This window comes from Pseudomonas sp. SCPG-7, from assembly GCF_002156405.1.
Classification (GTDB): Bacteria; Pseudomonadota; Gammaproteobacteria; order Pseudomonadales; family Pseudomonadaceae; genus Aquipseudomonas; species Aquipseudomonas parakoreensis.
Window position 1 is genome coordinate 162,722 of the sequence record NZ_MVOO01000007.1, and the last position, 16,837, is coordinate 179,558.

Below are 16,837 nucleotides of genomic sequence, written 5' to 3' on the forward strand. Positions count from 1 at the left end.
CCGGCGTTACGGTGAGTGATGAGGCCTGTGAGAGGGAGTTTGCTCCCTCTCCTCTGCTGGAGCGCTGAAACTTCAGCGATCCGAACGCATCAACTCGGCAACCTCCGATTCCAGCGACAATACCGCCGCGCGATTACGCCCGGCATTTTTCGCCTGATACAACGCCGCGTCGGCGCGTTGGATAAATTCTTCCAGGCTGTCGTTTCCACTGGGCACAAACGCGTAGCAACCCAGGCTCACCGTCAGGTAGCCGGTCGGCGAACCGCTATGGGTGATGCGCTTGTCCATCACGCTGCGGCGGATCTGCCCGGCAATCGCCAGCGTGCCGTTGATGTCAGTGTCCGGCAGCAGCACCGCGAACTCTTCGCCGCCGTAACGTACTGCCAGGTCAGCCTTGCGCTGGCAACTGTTCTTCAGCACTTGGGCCACCTGGGTCAGGCAATGATCCCCCGCCACATGGCCGTAGGCATCGTTGTAGCGTTTGAAGAAATCGATATCGAGCATGATCAGGCCGACCGGACTCGACTGCCGTGCACCGCGGGCGAATTCGATGTCCAGCGATTGCTCGAACAGCCGCCGGTTCGCCAGCCCGGTCAGGCTGTCATGAGTCGCAATCTGCTCCAGTGCGCGCTGCGCCCTGCGCAAGTTTTTCTCGATACGCTCACCGTCACGCACCTGATGAATGAACACCCAGCCGAACAGGCCGACGCCGAGGATCACCAGCGCCACAATCACGCTGGACTGAAAGGCCCGCTCGGACCAACCCTTGAGAATCGTGTCGCGCGAAGAGGCGGACGCGACCACCAGCGGGTAAGCCGTCAGCTGCCGGTAGCCGTATAAACGCACCACGCCGTCGACCACCGATCTGATCATCGCCGTACCGGCCGGCGCTTCAGGCAGCAGCTTCTGATAGATCTTGCCCCGCGCCAGCGACGAGCCGATCAGGCTCTCGTCGAACGGCCGCCGCGCCAGCAAAGTGCCGTCCTTGAGGCCGAGAAACATGATGCCGCTATCATCGAGGCTGAAGCTTTTGAAGAAGCGGTCGAAGTACGCCATCTTGATCCCGGCCATCAGCACGCCCTGAAAGTTGCCGGCGCGGTCATTGATGCGCTTCGAGATCGGAATGATCCACTCTCCATTTTCCCGACTGCGGATCGCCGGGCCGATGTGCGCCACGGTAGAAACATTCTGTTGGTGAAACTTGAAGTACTCGCGGTCGGCCACCCCGTTGCCACGAGGCAAGTCCGGGAACGAGGTGATCACCCACTGCCCCTCGCGGTCGAACAGGAACATGCCGTGCAGCTGTTCCAGTTGCTGCACCCGACGGGCGAAGGTCTGCTGCAGGCGTGGTCGTTGCGCGGCGCCATATCCGTCGTCCTCGACCCAGTCGGCGAGACTGGTGAGCACCAGATCGGCAGCCAGAAACGTGTCTTCGGCCTGCTGCGCCATGGCTCGGGTCAAGTTGGTGGACGCGATCTGCGCGTTCGCCAGATCCTGACGCCGCGTCTGCTCCAGCTGCAAATAAAGCAAGCCGGACAGGCACAGGCACACCGCAACGATGAACAGCGCTGCCGCCTTGCGCAACGGCAGGCGTTTAAGCGTGCCGGGAGTTTGATGCGGTTCGTGAATGGGGATTGGCAAAAACGTGTCCTGGGCAGGTACGACAGGGGCCGCAGCCCGAAACCCTTACTTTTTGTGAGCGTAGCCCACCGGGATGCGCACGGCAAACCCGCCGCGCCAACACACGCCCGCCCCGTTGTATCGGCGCGCGAGGGATTTGGATGAACGCCGCGCCGCGATTTATTTTCAGAGGTCGTTTTGCAGGTGATCGCCCTCGCGTATCTGCGCAGGGCACCGATGACGGCTATCGGGGTTTGTTGATTTCCCGCAGCAGATCCGCGACCGGCAGGTTCATGGTGTTTGAATAGTAGGGTTTATAGCCGTACGCGGTGACGACGACTTTGCAGGGGATTTGTTGTTTGTTGGCGAGGAGTTGATTCAGCTCTGCCACCGAGAGATTTCTTTCAGAACTCCGGTTGCTTGAAGTTTCACTCAAGAATGCGCGAGTGAGATAGGAAAACTTGGCCTTGTTGTTTTCATTTTTTTCCGAGCGTATCAAACCGGTGGCGGAAAACTGTATGGCTTTGCCTACTGAGAAATCATGATCATCCGCCAATGCGCAATGAAGCATACCCGAAATCACCCCAACTCGCTCTCCGCGATCAAAAAGATCCAACACATCAACGTCCGACTGATACCGGATGACGTATAGCAGCGACTTTTCTCTTTCCACAGACTCGAAGCTCAGGTTTGCCGGAGGCTTTGTGTGATCCTTCGCACAACCAGAGCAGAAAGCGAGCAAGCCGCAAAGTAGTAACCTGTACATCATGGAAAATCCTTCATGATTGAGTCAAAAAGCATATCGGCTGCTGATTTGCTCCCTGCGATACGGGCAGTAAACAACCCCCATGCATTTGCATGATTAGTGTCTACATTGACGTTCAATGAAGGGCCACATGAGATAAGCCACTTTTCACCAAAATCAGCGACTCCATCTGACGAATCTCTTTTAGTTGGCATTGCTTTGATATTGATCCAATCGGCAGCAATTGGATCAGGACGCTCGCGATAAATATCAGAACCCAACCAGACCAGGGCCCCTTCACCCACGGGATCAAGGGTAATCAGCATCTGAATCCGGTAACCCCATTCCGACATGATCTTTGTCAGATGCGCACCATTCCAACCGCCGAGGCTATGACCCACGATATAGACAGGACAGCTCTTGTAGGGAATCAGACTCAGGACATGACGCTGAATATCCTGTTTTCCTCTGACTTCGTTGTAGCCCAGCCACTCAGACTTGTATTTACCCTCCTTAGCCAAGCTTGTCGTGCGCTCATCAAAATCCTTCCGTGCCTCTTGGATGTTTCCATAAGGCCCCGAAAAATAATAACGTTCCTTATCCCCGGCGCCTCCGACGAAAACAACAATCGCCTTGGTACTCTCCACCGGCACAGGCTTGTCACTGACATCCTTCTTGTCCGTCAGCGCATGTTCCTTGTGCAGCTTGTAATTAATGCCTTTCGCGCACGTTACTGTTTCAGCCGCCATGCCTCACTCCTCCAGAAACAGCTTGATGGTTTCAGGCAGGTGCGAGCTGACTTCGTGGGTGAACCCATTAGCGTCAGACACCCCGTGTTCCAGTCGCCCATCTGCGCGCTGAATCACGTAGGGATGATTGATCATGGGCTCACCGGTCACGTCATTGACCAGTTTCAACTTGTCCGTGAAATGCACCGGCATTGGTAGCAGACCACTGAAAGGCGCCGCTGTTACTGTGTCACCGATGATGACCGTGCCTGACCCACCAATGACCACATTGCCGTGCCCCCCGGTGCTGTCCAGGGTCGCGGCGTTCAAGCCATTGATAAACACCGTCGAGGAAACGCCGCCAGTAATCGGGCTGCCGCACGCGGATTTATCAGTCATTCGCGCAGCCGCCAATCCGTCGAAATTCACGTTCGGCGAGCCACTGGCAATCGGATTGGTGCCATGTCCCGGGAGTGGGCAGGCGGTCGGATCGGTGACGCGGGCGGCGGGTTTTCCGCTCATGAACAGCTCCTTGCAGTGTTGCGGGTCATCCTTTTGGGGGCGCAAGCATGCGTGAATTTCCAGGTTGCTTCAAACCTCCAGGCAAAAAAAGGCACCCGATCGAGGCGCCTTTTTCATTCGTGCAAACCACTCACATCAACGCGACGGCGGCACCCGAATATCCCCCGCCCGGCACTGGGTCTTCACGCCCTTGCCGCAGGCACCGAACTGCAGATCCTTGCCCATGCACACCCGCACTTCCGAGAGCTCCGGGCCGCTGCAGATCACCGCGATGCCATTGGCCGGGATCCCCGGGTTGGCCTTGCGGAACAGGTCGGCGATTTCCTGGGCTTCGAAGTAATACGAGGAACTGAACGGTTGCAATTCTTGCGGGATTTTCACCGCGCCGACCGCTTTGTCCGCCTCATCCAGATAACCCATCGCGCCCAGACCGCTGCAAGTGCCGTGTTTGGACCATTCGTGATCAAGCAGTTTTTTGGTCGGGAACAGCGTCAGACCTTTGGTCGTCTCCGCCGCCGACAGCGTGGTCAAGGGTGGGCAGGATTCCGGCCAGCCGCCATTGGCGTATTGCGGCCACAGACCGTGCAGCACGAAGCCATAACCCTTGCCGGAACATTGCACGTCATCTTTGTGAGTGAGGCAAAAGGTCGGCGACCAGGACAGCGTCAGCAGGTAGTAATCGAACTGCCCCGCCACCGCTTCCGTTTGCACCTTGCTGGCGTGCGACTGACGCGCCGAACTCAGGCCGATACTACCGGCCGTCAGCGCAATCAGCGCCAGAATTGTAAACAGCTTTTTCATGTACCCGCTCCTTGCGTTTGATTACCTGTTCCAGTTACGGCTGATTTGAACAGCCGGAAACATCTTTTCATAAAGAAATTTCAACCCTGTGACGAGAACAGTTGGTTGGAATTGGCGTGAAAAGCGCCGGGCAATCCGTGGAAAAAGAGATATCACCTTGACATCACTCCGTCACACCTCTAAAAAGTGCGGACAAATTGGATCCGAAGTAAAAATCTGATGGGGCCAGAGGCCAAATCGCCAAGGAGCTGTAAACAATGAAAAAATTCTTTATAAGAATTCTTGCTGCAACGGGAATCGCAGGCATCGCTTTTACTCTATTCGCAAGTGGTTATCTGATCTACTTGAGAGAACAGCCGATATTTATAAAGATCGCAGCGGCGTTGATAGCCATGCTCTCAGCCTTTAAAGCCTACAAATATCTCAAGCACGCAATAGAACATGCCCAGGGCAAAAAAGACGCACCAAAGCTGAGCACTCCAGTCTTTATGGTTACCGGTGCGGTGTTGATGTTTTTCGTAACCCGCTATCTAAGCAACAACCCATTGATTTAAGAAACCATTCCCTTTACGACTTAGTACGCACATCACGCGCCCTGATCATTCAAACACAAGGACAGCCAAACCAATGGACTTTAAAAACATGGCGAATGCCGAGTACTTGTTAATGCACAAGGACTTTTACAAAACACAAGAAAGCATCGAAGAGATCCTCGTTAACAAAGCAGATGAAAACTCCCTGACATTGCTTTCTTCTCTTTCATTCAAGCATCATCAAGCGAAAGTCTTTAAAGAATGGTCCGTTTCCAGGCTCGCAAATAACAAATCTCAAAAGCAACTGCTTGAACAACATACCCCTTATGGCAGATTACAGATCTGGACTTGCTGGAAACACTATCTTTCCCATTTAAATCGGAAGCCATCGCAACAATCATTGCAGGATAGCTTAGCGACATTACATCGCACCTTTTGCAAACTAAACGACTCCGATGGCGAACAACAACACCCGCAACAGTATTTTTTGACTACGACAACCGCTTTTTCCAGGGACAGCTGGGAATTTCAGTTTATTCGAGCAAAAAAAATCTTCCTGGAAAACGAAACCCTCGCCCCTTACATCTCCGACTTTGAAAGCCACTACAATATAAAGCTTGTCGACTATTTGAATATTGTTTATTTAATTGTCAACATCTACCATTTGAAGGACGACATCGATTATCTCAACCCCACCCAGCTCGATCAATGGATCCTCGACATTGACCAAATTTGCACAAGCGCTCCGGTTAATCGCAAAACGCTCACCGAAGTGCTGAGCCTCATTTCCAGCCCCCTTGAAGAAAGCCAGTCATTTGCACAAAGCACGTTAGACGAACCAAACAACTTTACACTTTTCCGAAACCGTCCTTTTATAAAACTGAGCGAAACTCGATACCTGCCTATCGAAGGCAAGCTTGTTGAAGATCTACTATTCAACAATCTGTATTACAAGATCAAAGATCTTTATGTTGGAAAGTCACCATTCATGGATGATTTTGGAGGCGCCTTCGAAACGTATGCCGTCTATCTCTCCAACACGGCGTTTTCAGAAAAGAAAGACCAATACAAAATCATCCCCGAATTTCCTTTCGGCAAACCCCAACGCAAGTCTCCTGACTTGATGATTTCCTGCCCGGAAAACAACTCAGTAACCGTGATCGAAATAAAGTCAGCACGGGTTCTCGACCGGGTATTTTCAACCGAGCGCGATGATCAAGCGGTCGACAACTCTTTCGAGAAAACCAAAGCGCGCCCCCTCATTCAAGCTCGCACTTGCATAGGGGAAATAGTTCAGCGTAAAGTTCACACGGATCTGACTGACAGCCAATACTATCAGTTCCTTGCGGTCACAATGAATGACTTCCCGCTTATACTTGAAAACATTGTCTTCACTGACCCAGCCGGCGAAGACATCAGTTCGTCACTTTTCTCGATGAACATCGAAGCATATGAAGTCCTTTTAAAAATCATTTCCTGCGACTATGAGTTCACACTGGACAACATACTTAATGGCTACAATCATTACAAACACAAAATGTCGATAAAGACCTATCTCAGCAGAGTGTTCACGCACAATAATCTTCATAGCGAAACGTTCGTGAAAATCATTAACGATTCAAGATCCGAATACATAGACTACTTACGCGCTTCTCGTAATTCTTAATAAGCCGAGGTCAAAAAAAGACAGGCCGAAACTAATGTTTCGGTCTATCCATTTCCCTAAAACAGCGCCTCCCAGAGAAGGTCATTCATCCCAACGCAGTCCAGAATGTACGGCTGAGTTCCAGACTGTCTTCTTGCGATTTGGGCGGTACCTTCATGACGCAAGGCAACACCACACCCCGTTGAAAGGTCTACGATTAACAGGCAGACATCAAACCAAGGGATCCGAAATGAGTAAAGCAGACGAACTGGCCGCCAAACTCAAGCAAACCCGGCACACCCACGCGGATGCCGCGCTGGAGATCGATTGCTGGCCGGCGCAGGTCTACGATCTGTACCACCGCATTGAGGTCTGGCTGCAGCCCGTCACCGAAGTCGGCCTGAAAATCCGCCGCAATCCAACCCACGTTTGCGAGAGCTCACCCGATGGCGAAAGCCACGATTACGCGATCGACCAACTGGTGATCGAAGCCAACCAGCAAACCCTGACCTTTGATCCCATCGCCCGGTTTACCGAGGACGGCGCCGGCCGCGTGCAGATCACCCTGCCGGATCGCAACACCTACCTGCTGCGCACCGTCGATGAACATCATGAAAGCCATTGGTGGTTGCAGACAGTGGAAACCGGGCAGGAGCTGGATGCGATTGCGCTGACCGAGAACAACCTGTTGCAGGTGGTGCAGGAAGGTCTGGGCCTGTAACAGGAACGGGCAAACTGTCAAAACTGTAATCCCCCTCTCAGCCAACTGAAAGCCAGCGCTGGGTAGCCTCCCCGTCATGTATCGAACGGGGACTTCCAGCGCATGCCTTCCAACACCTCAAGACGCACCTTCGTCAAAGGCCTGGCCGCCAGCGGCCTGCTCGGCGGCCTCGGTCTGTGGCGCGCGCCGGTCTGGGCGCTGAACGAACCGGGGCAGATCAACGAACTGAGCGGCAGCGAATTCGAGCTGTTCATCGGCGAAACCCCGGTCAACTTCACCGGCAGCCCGCGCACTGCGCTGACCATCAATGGCAGCCTGCCCGGTCCGCTTCTGCGCTGGCGCGAAGGCGACACGGTGACGCTGCGGGTGCGTAATCGGCTCAAGGACAGCACTTCGATTCACTGGCACGGCATCCTGCTGCCGGCCAACATGGACGGCGTGCCGGGTCTGAGTTTTCACGGCATCGAACCCGGCGGCGTATACGTCTACCAGTTCAAGGTGCGGCAGCACGGCACTTACTGGTATCACAGCCACTCCGGCTTGCAGGAACAGGCCGGGGTCTACGGGCCGTTGGTGATCGATGCGAAAGAACCGGAGCCGTTCCACTACGACCGCGACTACGTGGTGATGCTCAGCGACTGGACTGACGAAGACCCGGCCAGCCTGATGAAGACCCTGAAAAAGCAGTCCGATTACTACAACTACCACAAGCGCACGGTTGGCGATTTCATCGACGACGTCAGCGACAAAGGCTGGAGCACCACCGTCGCCGACCGCACGATGTGGGCGCAAATGAAGATGAACCCCACCGACATCGCCGACGTCAGTGGCGCCACCTACACCTTCCTGATCAACGGCCACGCTCCTGACTCGAATTGGACCGGACTGTTTCGCCCCGGCGAAAAACTGCGCCTGCGCCTGATCAACGGCTCGGCCATGACTTACTTCGACGTGCGCATTCCGGGGCTGAAAATGACCGTGGTCGCGGCGGACGGTTTGCACGTCAAACCGGTCAGCGTCGATGAACTGCGCATCGCGGTGGCGGAAACCTACGACGTGATCGTCGAGCCCGCCGCCGACGCTTATACCCTGTTCGCCCAGGCCATGGACCGCAGCGGTTACGCCCGCGCCACCCTCGCGTCCCGCGCCGGTCTGACGGCCCCGGTGCCAGCGCTGGATTCGCGCCCATTGGTGACCATGGACGACATGGGCATGGGTGGCATGGGCATGGGTGGCATGGACCACGGCTCGATGGACATGAGCGACATGGCGGGCATGGACCACTCGGCGATGGGCCCGATGCAATCGCACCCCGCCAGCGAAAAAGACAATCCGCTGGTGGACATGCAAGCCATGACCCCCACACCGAAACTCGACGACCCCGGCCTCGGGCTGCGCAACAACGGCCGTCGCGTGCTGACTTACGCCGACCTGCGCAGCACCTTCGACGACCCGGACGGCCGCGATCCCGGGCGCACGATCGAGCTGCACCTGACCGGGCACATGGAGAAGTTCGCCTGGTCATTCAACGGCATCAAGTTCTCCGACGCCGAGCCGCTGCGCCTCAAGTACGGCGAGCGCATCCGTCTGGTGCTGGTCAACGACACGATGATGACCCACCCCATCCACCTGCACGGCATGTGGAGCGATCTGGAAGACGAAAACGGCAACTTCCAGGTGCGCAAACACACCATCGACATGCCTCCCGGCACCCGTCGCAGCTACCGGGTCACGGCCGATGCATTGGGCCGCTGGGCCTATCACTGCCATCTGCTTTATCACATGGAAACGGGCATGTTCCGCGAAGTGCGGGTGGAAGAATGAAGGGGCCGATCATGACTCGAATTGCAGCGTTCTCCGTGCTGTTCATCAGCGCCTCCGTCATGGCCGCCAACGACATGCAAGGCATGGATCACAGCCAGATGCCCGGCATGGATCACTCGATGCAAAGCATGGACGACGGCATGATGCAGCCTGCCGCACCCACTGAAAGCCGCACGCCGATCCCGGTGCTGACCGACGCCGACCGCGCCGCCGTGTTCGCCAGCCCCGGCGGCCATCAGGTGCATGACAGCGCGATCAACAGTTACTTCCTCGCCGACAAACTCGAATGGCAAAACGCCGATGACGGCAGCACTTTGGCCTGGGATCTGTCCGGCTGGATCGGCGGCGACATCGATCGCCTGTGGCTGCGCTCCGAAGGCGAACGCAGCAACGGCAAGACCGAGGACGCCGAGCTCCAGGCATTGTGGGGTCATGCGGTTTCGCCGTGGTGGGACGTGGTCAGCGGCGTGCGTCAGGACTTCAAACCCGGCGCAGCACAAACCTGGGCCGCGTTCGGTCTGCAGGGCATGGCGCTTTACAACTTCGAAGCCGAGGCCACGGCGTTTCTCGGTGAGGGCGGACAAAGCGCGCTGCGGTTGGAAGGCGACTACGACATTCTGCTGACCAACCGGCTGATCCTGCAGCCCACCGCCGAACTCAACGTCTACGGCAAAAACGACCCGCAACGAGGCCTTGGTTCCGGCCTGTCGAACACTGAAGCCGGCCTGCGCCTGCGCTACGAAATCCGCCGCGAATTTGCGCCGTACCTCGGCGTGACGTGGCACCGCACCTACGGCAACACCGCTGATTACGTCCGCGAAGAAGGCGGAAATCGCAGCGAAGCACGGCTCGTGCTTGGTGTGCGGCTGTGGTTCTGAATCCCATTGAAAAACAACCCCAGAGGTCTTGCATGCGCACGTTGAATATCACCCTTGTACTCGCCAGCGGATTGCTTCTGAGCAGCCTCGCTCAGGCTCACCCGAAACTGCTGTCATCAACCCCGGCCGAAGGTGCCGACGGCGCGGCTCCCGACAAGATCGAACTGCACTTTTCCGAGAACCTGCTGACTCAGTTCTCCGGCGCCAAACTGGTGATGACCGAGATGCCCGGCATGGCCCATTCACCGATGCCGATGAAGGCCAGAGTCAGCGCTGGCAGCGACCCGAAATCCATGCTCGTCACCCCGCTCGTGCCGTTGCCCGCCGGCACCTACCAGGTCGAGTGGCGCGCGGTGTCGTCCGACACGCACCCGATCACCGGCAACGTCACGTTCAAAGTGAAGTGAGCGATGGCTGAACTGATCAACATCATTTTGCGCCTGGCGTTGTATGTGGATTTGCTGCTGTTGTTCGGGGTGGGGTTGTTTACGCTGTACAGCGCTGACGCCGACCTGCGGTCTGGCCCGATGCTGCGTGGATTGGCATTGATCGGGGCACTGCTGTCAGTGGCTGGACTGGTGCTGATGACGAGCGCCATGAGTGGCGAAACCGAACTCGCCGCACTCTGGCCGCATCTGCAGATGATGCTGCTGGAAACGGATGTCGGGCTGGCGTGGGCGCTGCGCATGATTGCGCTGATCGTGGTGCTGATTCAGCCGGGGATGTGGCTCGCGTCGACGGCCGGCGCGGTTGTCCTCAGCTCCCTTGCGTGGAGTGGGCACGGGGCCATGGACGAGGGCTCGCTGCGGTTCTGGCATTTCCTCAGCGACATCCTGCATCTGCTGGCGGCGGGTGCGTGGTTGGGGGGAATGCTGGCGCTGGTGTTGCTGGCGCGGGGTCGTGTGGATGAAGCGCGGATTCGCCTGCTGACTGAGGCAGTGAAACGCTTCGAATGGGTCGGCGCGACGATTGTGCTGACGCTGTCGGTGAGCGGCGTGGTGAATTACCTGTTCATCGTCGGCCCGAGGCTGGATGACGTGCTGCTCGGCACTTACGGTGTGTTGCTGGCGATCAAGGTTGTGCTGTTTGCCGGGATGCTGGTATTGGCCGCGCTGAACCGCTTCCACCTCGGGCCGGCGCTGGCGCGATCACTACGCGATGGACAGCACGTCATCGCGGCGAACGCACTCAGGCGCAGTGTGCTGCTGGAACTCGGCATGGCCCTGCTGATCGTGGCGCTGGTGGCGTGGCTCGGCACGTTGAGTCCGGACGCGGGATGACACCCGCGAAGGCCTTTCACTACACTGGCTCACCGTCCTCTGCAGAAGCCCGATGTTCATGACTATTCTAAAAAGCACGATGATCCTTTGCGGCACGCTGGCCCTGGCCGCGGGTGTTCAGGCCCAGGAAGCCACTTCGCACCTCGACAGCATTCAGCAACAAGGCCAACTGCGCGTCTGCACCACCGGCGACTACAAGCCCTACACCTTCAAGCGTGCCGACGGCGAATTTGAAGGCATCGACATCGCCATGGCGCGCTCGCTGGCCGACAGCCTCGGGGTCAAAGTCGAGTGGGTGCAGACCACCTGGAAAACCCTGATGCCGGACATGCAGGCCGGCAAGTGCGACATCGGCATGGGCGGCATTTCGGTGACGCTGGAACGGCAGAAAAAAGCCTTCTTCAGCAACACCCTCGACAGCGACGGCAAGATCCCGCTGGTACGCTGCGCCGAGCAGGCCAAATACCAGACCATCGAGCAGATCAACCAGCCAGACGTGCGCCTGGTGGAACCGGCCGGCGGTACCAACGAAGCCTTCGTCCACGCCTTCCTGCCCAAGGCCCAACTGGCCCTGCACGACAACGTGACGATCTTCCAGCAACTGCTCGACAACAAGGCCGACGTGATGATCACCGACGCCTCGGAAGCGCTGTATCAGCAGAAACTCAAACCGGGGTTGTGCGCAGTGAATCCGCATCAGTATATGCAGTATGGCGAGAAGGCGTATCTGCTGCCGCGCGATGACATCAGCTGGAAGCTGTACGTCGATCAGTGGCTGCATTTGAGCAAAGTCACTGGCAGTTATCAGAAGGTCATTGGTGAGTGGCTGGCGGTGCCGCAGTAATCTTCCAGGCACAAACATTTGTGGCGAGGGAGCTTGCTCCCGGTGGACTGCGCAGCAGGCCTTCTTTTGAGGGGCCGCCTCGCGACCCAGCGGGAGCAAGCTCCCTCGCCACATTGATTCTCAGCCACAAAATCCATCAGTCATCATGCAACATCCCGGAGCTGTATTGATTCAAGCTGCTGCCAATGCTGTTGCCGCCAAACTTCAGGGTCGTGGCATGACTGCGCCCTTCGGGCGACTGACAATCCGCAGAAAAACAACTGGTGGTGGTCAAGCCACCGGCGCCCGAACAGGCACTCAATACCGAGACAGTTGCAGCGATCAACAGCACTTTGACGACATCGGCGCGCATGGTACGGCTCCCCTTGGGATGATCTTGTGCAAGCATCCTAGGCCTTCGCGGCACCCGGCAAGATGAAACCTGGCTGATCGACAGCACGGGTTCAGCTTCGCATCAAACCGTCCGCCACGCCCCGGCAGGAATCTGCGCCATCGCCTCGAAAGCCGGTTTGGCGAACCAGAATCCCTGCATCAGATAAATCCCGCAATCAGCGAGAAAATCGCGCTCTTCCGGATGCTCGATGCCCTCGGCAATCACCTCGATCCCCAGTTCGGTACACATGCCCACCACGCCCCGCACAATTGCCTGACGTACGCGGTCGCGGTGAATACCGCGTATCAGCGCCATGTCCAGTTTGATCAGATCCGGTTGAAAGTCCGCCAGCAGATTCAACCCGGAATACCCCGCACCGAAGTCATCGATGGCGGTCTTGAAGCCAAACTCGCGGTATTCGCGCAAGATGTTCATCAAGTGCTTGTTGCTTTCGACGTGCTCGCCCTCGACCGCTTCGAAGATCAGCCGCTCGAGCGGAAACGCATGCGCCCGCGCCGCCTCCAGCGTGCTGCGAATGCACAGGTCCGGGCGATAAACCGCGTTGGGCAGGAAGTTGATCGAGAGAAAACCGGTGAGGCCCAACTGCGCGGCGGTGGAGATTGCCCGCACGCGGCACAGTTGATCGAAGCGATAGCGGTTCTGGTCATCGACCTGCTGCAGCACCGACAGCGCCCCTTCGCCCTGCACGCCACGGACCAACGCCTCGTGGGCGAAGGTCGATTGATCACGCACATCGACAATCGGCTGGAACGCGAAGGAGAACGCCATATCGGCCTCGCCTTTTTGCCGGCATCCTTGGCACCCCCCGCTGGGCTGGGGGAAAATTGGTGTATTGGTCATGACGCCCCCTGAGAGCGGGTTGCAACCATCCATGGCCCAGAAAAAAATCACTGCACGGACCGGGTGGCGCCGCTTGGCGGCCCCCGCTTATACAGGCTGACCGGTCAATTCCGGCCAAGTTCATTGCGAAATGCCATCAGGTGCGGAAATGCGCCGTCATGCGTTGCAGGTCCTGCCCCAGCGACGCCAGCTCAAGGGTCGCAGCAGCACTTTCTTCGCTGGCGACGGCCGACTGATCGGCCACATCGCGCACACTGACGATGCTGCGATTGATCTCATCGGCCACCGCACTTTGCTGCTCGGCGGCGGCGGAAATCTGCAGGCTCATTTGCTGGATCGTACCGATCGACTGGTTGATCTCGGTGATCGCCTGCTCGGCCTTCTGCGCCAGCACCACGGTGTCCAGCGTGCGTTCGCGGCTGGATGTCATCAGTGTAGAGGCCGCTTGCGTGCCCTGCTGCAAGGTGACAATCAGCGCTTCGATTTCCTTGGTCGAATCCTGGGTGCGCTGCGCCAGCGAGCGCACTTCATCGGCAACCACCGCGAAACCACGGCCCTGCTCCCCCGCCCGCGCCGCTTCAATCGCCGCGTTCAGCGCCAACAGGTTGGTCTGCTCGGCGACAGCCTTGATCACATCGATGACCTTGCCGATCTGCTCACTGTCCTGGGACAGCACGTTCATTGCCGCGCCCAAGTCCTCGATCGCCACCGACAGCTCGCTGATCTGCAAAGTCGCCTGCTTGACCACCGCACTGCCGTGACGCGCCTGCTGATCGGCCAGTGTCGCGGCGGCGGAAGCGTCGGTGGTGTTGCGCGCGACCTCCTGCACCGTCGAGGCCATTTCGTGCATCGCCGTGGCGACCTGGTCCACCTCGACTTTCTGCTGGCGCACACCGGCGCTGGTCTGCTCGCTCATCGCCGAAAGCTTCTCGGCCGACGTCGAAATATGGGTCACGCCGTTACCGATCCCCTGCACCAGCGTGTTCAGACTTTGCGCCATGTCCTGCATCGCGTTTTGCAGATCCCCCAACTCATCCTTGCGGCTGGATTTGGCTTGCACCGTCAGATCGCCCTTGGCAATCCGCCGCGCCAGCTCCACCGTCAGCGCCAGCGGCCCGGTGATCTGCCGCGAAATCAGCACCGCAGCCAACAGACCGACCACCAGCGCCAGCACCGTCAGCACGGCAATCTGGATAAACGCACGATGTTGATCGTCCCGCGCCAGACGCTGCTGGGTGTCCATCAGGCCGGTCATGATGCTGTCCATCGCCTGGCTCTGTTGATCCACCTGCTGGCGCAGGCTCTGCTTCTGCTCGAACAGCGCGGCAACCTCCACCAGCACCTCGCGATAACGCCGGATCCCGGCCTGCGCCTCTTCAAGCTGACTCGACAGGGCCGCCGGCAACCCGCTGCGCGCCTTGCCCATGTCCGTCAGAAACGTATCGGTGGTGTCCAGCAGCACCCTCTTGTTGGCCTCGCTCGGCACCGCGATATAACGCCGCAGCATCAGACGAAACATCGTCATGCCATTGCGTAGATCCGCCACCGTGCGCAAGTCCGCCACCCGCGCACTGTCGGCTGACGCCAGCGCACTGGCCGTGGTGCTCTCGAACAACCTGTTGAAGGTCTCGGCGTACTTGTCCGACATCGCTCCCAACGGTTTCAGCGCATCGCTGGTCGCCTTGTCCGCCTCGACCAGGCGCTTGACCTGCTGATCGTAAGCCAGCGTGGTGTCCTGCAAACGCTTCAAGGCCTGCTGGTTTTCCGCCCGCGTCAGGGTCTGCAAGGCCTTCGCGATCAGCCCTTGCAACACCGTCAGCCGCGACTGATAAGCCTCGGCAAACGCCGCATCCGCTGCCGCTTCATACTGCTTCTCCGACAACCGCATATCCTGCGACGCATCGTTGAGCGTGCCGATCAGACGTGTGGTGTCCAGGCGATCCACCAGCACATTGCTGCTGCTATAGCCAATGAAAGCCACCGCCCCCACCGCCAGCAACAGAACGCCAAACCCGGCCCCCAACTTTCGGGAAACCTTGATGTTGCCCAGGAAACTCGATGCTTCTGCCATGTTCAGCCTCTAACGCCCTGACGCGATTCAGCGTCAGGCACAAAAAGTAGATCTCTGATAACCGGAGTTACCGCTCATATTCGGGGGCGTCATCCTGAGCAAATGGCGGACAGCTCCAACTGTCCCGGCTGCAACAGACTGACGCGAAGAACCGTACCGACGGCGCACGCACCAGCGGACAAATCCAGGGTTTGCGCTGGATTTATCGTTTCAGCAAAGGTGTTGGAACGGATGCTATAAATTTTGGGAAAAGTTGTACAACTTTATATTTTTGTATAATCGTTGAACTTTTTTGAACGCGTGATGACGCATTGCCATCACTTTTTGTGGCACATCGCTATTGCTGCGTAAACAGGCTGAAATCCGCGATTTTCGGCGGTTGTTTTGCGCATCGACTGAGCGCCCTCCGCGACCCCGCCGCTTGCCACGGAGGGCAGCGGTCTACGCTTTGAGCTCGACGTTATCCAGCGCCTGATTCACCGCCAACTCCCCCAACATCACCACCTGCGCAATGCCCAGCAGCGTCTTGCGGTGCGAGACATCCAGCAACGCGGCGAAATCGTTGAGCATGGTGGTGGCGGAACCCAGGGATTCACTGGCGTTGGCGAGCAGGGATTCAGTGTCGTAGGCCGGGTTGGCGAGGAACATTGGTCTGGATTGATCACCACTGGCCATGATCTGGCTGGCCGGGGTGAGGTAGTGATCGAGGGCGCGCTCGGCGGCTTCGTGGAGTTTGCGGGAATTGAGGGATTCGTAGGGGGATGCGGGGTTGGATTCGGGTGGGTTGGGTGTTGGTTTGAACATGGATGGAGCCTCTAGTGCGAATACTAAAAGGAGCCATCACCCTCGCTACCAAACGATAGGTGGCGGCCATACGCGGGTTGGTAGACCGGTCGCACTAGAACCCGGCGCCCACGAATGAGCCCCACGCATGACCACCATGAAATCGGAGCCCCGAGAAAGGACTGCACACGGTGATGCCATGAGTCTAGAAACGAAGCGGGCTACCAAACCCGATCACTGGTTTTCAGTGACACAGGGACGATAGAACCCGCGAACTAGACGCACAAGCCGGCGGATTCTGTCTTAGGTGTAGGGGGTGGCGCAAGGTGGTGTAGGACCGATGGCGTATCAGAGAGCTTCGTTTAAACATACTCAGATTTTGTTGTTTAGATTGACGACCGACACCGGACACGTCGCCGTCAAGCAACCACCAAAGCAACTGATACAGTCGGTGCAAGCTAATCCGTCGACAAGGAGTCAAACATGGCAACGCCCGCTGCACGCATCACAGATCCAGCCAGTTGCCCCATCCCCGGACACGCCCCCAAAGCCATTGCCTCCGGATTCAATAGATCTGCCCCCCTATTTTCCCCAGCAACGAAAATTTG

General features: G+C 57.7%; 17 protein-coding genes and 1 pseudogene. 8 read left to right on the forward strand and 10 right to left on the reverse strand.

Annotated elements, in window-relative coordinates:
* Positions 1–72 precede the first annotated feature (72 nt).
* The 5 genes from B1722_RS15375 to B1722_RS15395 all read right to left on the reverse strand — a co-directional run bounded on the left by B1722_RS15375 (position 73) and on the right by B1722_RS15395 (position 4,416).
* The gene (locus tag B1722_RS15375) at positions 73–1,641 is read right to left on the reverse strand and encodes a sensor domain-containing diguanylate cyclase (protein ID WP_041065973.1); all 1,569 of its coding nucleotides are present in this window, start codon (positions 1,639–1,641) and stop codon (positions 73–75) included.
* Positions 1,642–1,864: 223 nt separating this feature from the next.
* Positions 1,865–2,389 carry a hypothetical protein gene (locus tag B1722_RS15380; protein ID WP_086793230.1) on the reverse strand — a complete coding sequence of 175 codons (525 nt, stop codon included), beginning with the start codon at positions 2,387–2,389 and terminating at the stop codon, positions 1,865–1,867.
* Positions 2,386–3,114: an alpha/beta hydrolase gene (locus tag B1722_RS15385; protein WP_086793231.1), complete on the reverse strand. Its 729-nt coding sequence runs from the start codon at positions 3,112–3,114 to the stop codon at positions 2,386–2,388. Before B1722_RS15385 ends, B1722_RS15380 begins: the two co-directional genes overlap by 4 nt.
* A gap of 3 nt (positions 3,115–3,117) precedes the next feature.
* Positions 3,118–3,615 (reverse strand): PAAR domain-containing protein, encoded by a 498-nt coding sequence (locus tag B1722_RS15390; protein ID WP_003226482.1) that lies wholly within the window; start codon positions 3,613–3,615, stop codon positions 3,118–3,120.
* Between the two features lie 135 nt (positions 3,616–3,750).
* Entirely contained in the window at positions 3,751–4,416 is a 666-nt protein-coding gene (locus B1722_RS15395; RefSeq protein WP_086793233.1) for a ribonuclease T2, read from the reverse strand.
* Between the two features lie 257 nt (positions 4,417–4,673).
* Between B1722_RS15395 and B1722_RS15400 the strand changes: the two genes are divergently transcribed.
* From B1722_RS15400 to B1722_RS15435, 8 genes are all read left to right on the forward strand, one after another.
* Positions 4,674–4,970: a hypothetical protein gene (locus B1722_RS15400; protein ID WP_086793235.1), complete on the forward strand. Its 297-nt coding sequence runs from the start codon at positions 4,674–4,676 to the stop codon at positions 4,968–4,970.
* Between the two features lie 73 nt (positions 4,971–5,043).
* Positions 5,044–6,615 (forward strand): hypothetical protein, encoded by a 1,572-nt coding sequence (locus B1722_RS15405; protein ID WP_086793237.1) that lies wholly within the window; start codon positions 5,044–5,046, stop codon positions 6,613–6,615.
* A 229-nt stretch (positions 6,616–6,844) separates the two neighbouring features.
* Entirely contained in the window at positions 6,845–7,315 is a 471-nt protein-coding gene (locus B1722_RS15410; RefSeq protein WP_041065962.1) for a hypothetical protein, read from the forward strand.
* 102 nt (positions 7,316–7,417) lie between these two features.
* Positions 7,418–9,139 (forward strand): copper resistance system multicopper oxidase, encoded by a 1,722-nt coding sequence (locus B1722_RS15415; protein ID WP_086793239.1) that lies wholly within the window; start codon positions 7,418–7,420, stop codon positions 9,137–9,139.
* Positions 9,140–9,150: 11 nt separating this feature from the next.
* On the forward strand, positions 9,151–10,017 hold the full coding sequence (locus B1722_RS15420; protein WP_086793393.1) for a copper resistance protein B: 867 nt from the start codon (positions 9,151–9,153) through the stop codon (positions 10,015–10,017).
* 32 nt (positions 10,018–10,049) lie between these two features.
* The gene (gene copC / locus B1722_RS15425) at positions 10,050–10,424 is read left to right on the forward strand and encodes a copper homeostasis periplasmic binding protein CopC (RefSeq protein ID WP_086793242.1); all 375 of its coding nucleotides are present in this window, start codon (positions 10,050–10,052) and stop codon (positions 10,422–10,424) included.
* A 3-nt stretch (positions 10,425–10,427) separates the two neighbouring features.
* Positions 10,428–11,297, forward strand: coding sequence for a copper homeostasis membrane protein CopD (copD, locus tag B1722_RS15430; RefSeq protein WP_086793243.1), 870 nt, complete (start codon positions 10,428–10,430; stop codon positions 11,295–11,297).
* Positions 11,298–11,355: 58 nt separating this feature from the next.
* Positions 11,356–12,141: a transporter substrate-binding domain-containing protein gene (locus tag B1722_RS15435; protein ID WP_041066325.1), complete on the forward strand. Its 786-nt coding sequence runs from the start codon at positions 11,356–11,358 to the stop codon at positions 12,139–12,141.
* 136 nt (positions 12,142–12,277) lie between these two features.
* Here the strand turns inward: B1722_RS15435 and B1722_RS15440 are convergent, their stop codons facing one another.
* From B1722_RS15440 to B1722_RS15455, 5 genes and pseudogenes are all read right to left on the reverse strand, one after another.
* Positions 12,278–12,493 (reverse strand): hypothetical protein, encoded by a 216-nt coding sequence (locus B1722_RS15440; RefSeq protein ID WP_041065950.1) that lies wholly within the window; start codon positions 12,491–12,493, stop codon positions 12,278–12,280.
* A gap of 102 nt (positions 12,494–12,595) precedes the next feature.
* Positions 12,596–13,375 (reverse strand): EAL domain-containing protein, encoded by a 780-nt coding sequence (locus B1722_RS15445; protein WP_041065948.1) that lies wholly within the window; start codon positions 13,373–13,375, stop codon positions 12,596–12,598.
* A gap of 136 nt (positions 13,376–13,511) precedes the next feature.
* Positions 13,512–14,384 carry a methyl-accepting chemotaxis protein gene (locus B1722_RS30130; protein ID WP_371851378.1) on the reverse strand — a complete coding sequence of 291 codons (873 nt, stop codon included), beginning with the start codon at positions 14,382–14,384 and terminating at the stop codon, positions 13,512–13,514.
* A pseudogene (locus B1722_RS30135) lies at positions 14,370–15,446 on the reverse strand (methyl-accepting chemotaxis protein); the annotation flags it as partial. The pseudogene B1722_RS30135 and the gene B1722_RS30130, both read right to left, overlap by 15 nt.
* Before the next feature lie 441 nt (positions 15,447–15,887).
* Positions 15,888–16,250, reverse strand: coding sequence for a DUF6124 family protein (locus B1722_RS15455; protein ID WP_086793247.1), 363 nt, complete (start codon positions 16,248–16,250; stop codon positions 15,888–15,890).
* Positions 16,251–16,837: the final 587 nt, after the last annotated feature.

What these genes read in the sequence shown, in the direction of transcription:
- B1722_RS15390 (WP_003226482.1), bottom strand. Translation starts at nt 3,615, where the DNA reads ATGAGCGGAAAACCCGCCGCCCGCGTCACCGATCCGACCGCCTGCCCA.
- B1722_RS15395 (WP_086793233.1), bottom strand. Translation starts at nt 4,416, where the DNA reads ATGAAAAAGCTGTTTACAATTCTGGCGCTGATTGCGCTGACGGCCGGT.
- B1722_RS15385 (WP_086793231.1), bottom strand. Translation starts at nt 3,114, where the DNA reads ATGGCGGCTGAAACAGTAACGTGCGCGAAAGGCATTAATTACAAGCTG.
- B1722_RS15445 (WP_041065948.1), bottom strand. Translation starts at nt 13,375, where the DNA reads ATGACCAATACACCAATTTTCCCCCAGCCCAGCGGGGGGTGCCAAGGA.
- copC (WP_086793242.1), top strand. Translation starts at nt 10,050, where the DNA reads ATGCGCACGTTGAATATCACCCTTGTACTCGCCAGCGGATTGCTTCTG.
- copD (WP_086793243.1), top strand. Translation starts at nt 10,428, where the DNA reads ATGGCTGAACTGATCAACATCATTTTGCGCCTGGCGTTGTATGTGGAT.
- B1722_RS15415 (WP_086793239.1), top strand. Translation starts at nt 7,418, where the DNA reads ATGCCTTCCAACACCTCAAGACGCACCTTCGTCAAAGGCCTGGCCGCC.
- B1722_RS15400 (WP_086793235.1), top strand. Translation starts at nt 4,674, where the DNA reads ATGAAAAAATTCTTTATAAGAATTCTTGCTGCAACGGGAATCGCAGGC.
- B1722_RS15410 (WP_041065962.1), top strand. Translation starts at nt 6,845, where the DNA reads ATGAGTAAAGCAGACGAACTGGCCGCCAAACTCAAGCAAACCCGGCAC.
- B1722_RS30130 (WP_371851378.1), bottom strand. Translation starts at nt 14,384, where the DNA reads ATGCAGGACATGGCGCAAAGTCTGAACACGCTGGTGCAGGGGATCGGT.
- B1722_RS15380 (WP_086793230.1), bottom strand. Translation starts at nt 2,389, where the DNA reads ATGATGTACAGGTTACTACTTTGCGGCTTGCTCGCTTTCTGCTCTGGT.
- B1722_RS15435 (WP_041066325.1), top strand. Translation starts at nt 11,356, where the DNA reads ATGACTATTCTAAAAAGCACGATGATCCTTTGCGGCACGCTGGCCCTG.
- B1722_RS15420 (WP_086793393.1), top strand. Translation starts at nt 9,151, where the DNA reads ATGACTCGAATTGCAGCGTTCTCCGTGCTGTTCATCAGCGCCTCCGTC.
- B1722_RS15405 (WP_086793237.1), top strand. Translation starts at nt 5,044, where the DNA reads ATGGACTTTAAAAACATGGCGAATGCCGAGTACTTGTTAATGCACAAG.
- B1722_RS15440 (WP_041065950.1), bottom strand. Translation starts at nt 12,493, where the DNA reads ATGCGCGCCGATGTCGTCAAAGTGCTGTTGATCGCTGCAACTGTCTCG.
- B1722_RS15455 (WP_086793247.1), bottom strand. Translation starts at nt 16,250, where the DNA reads ATGTTCAAACCAACACCCAACCCACCCGAATCCAACCCCGCATCCCCC.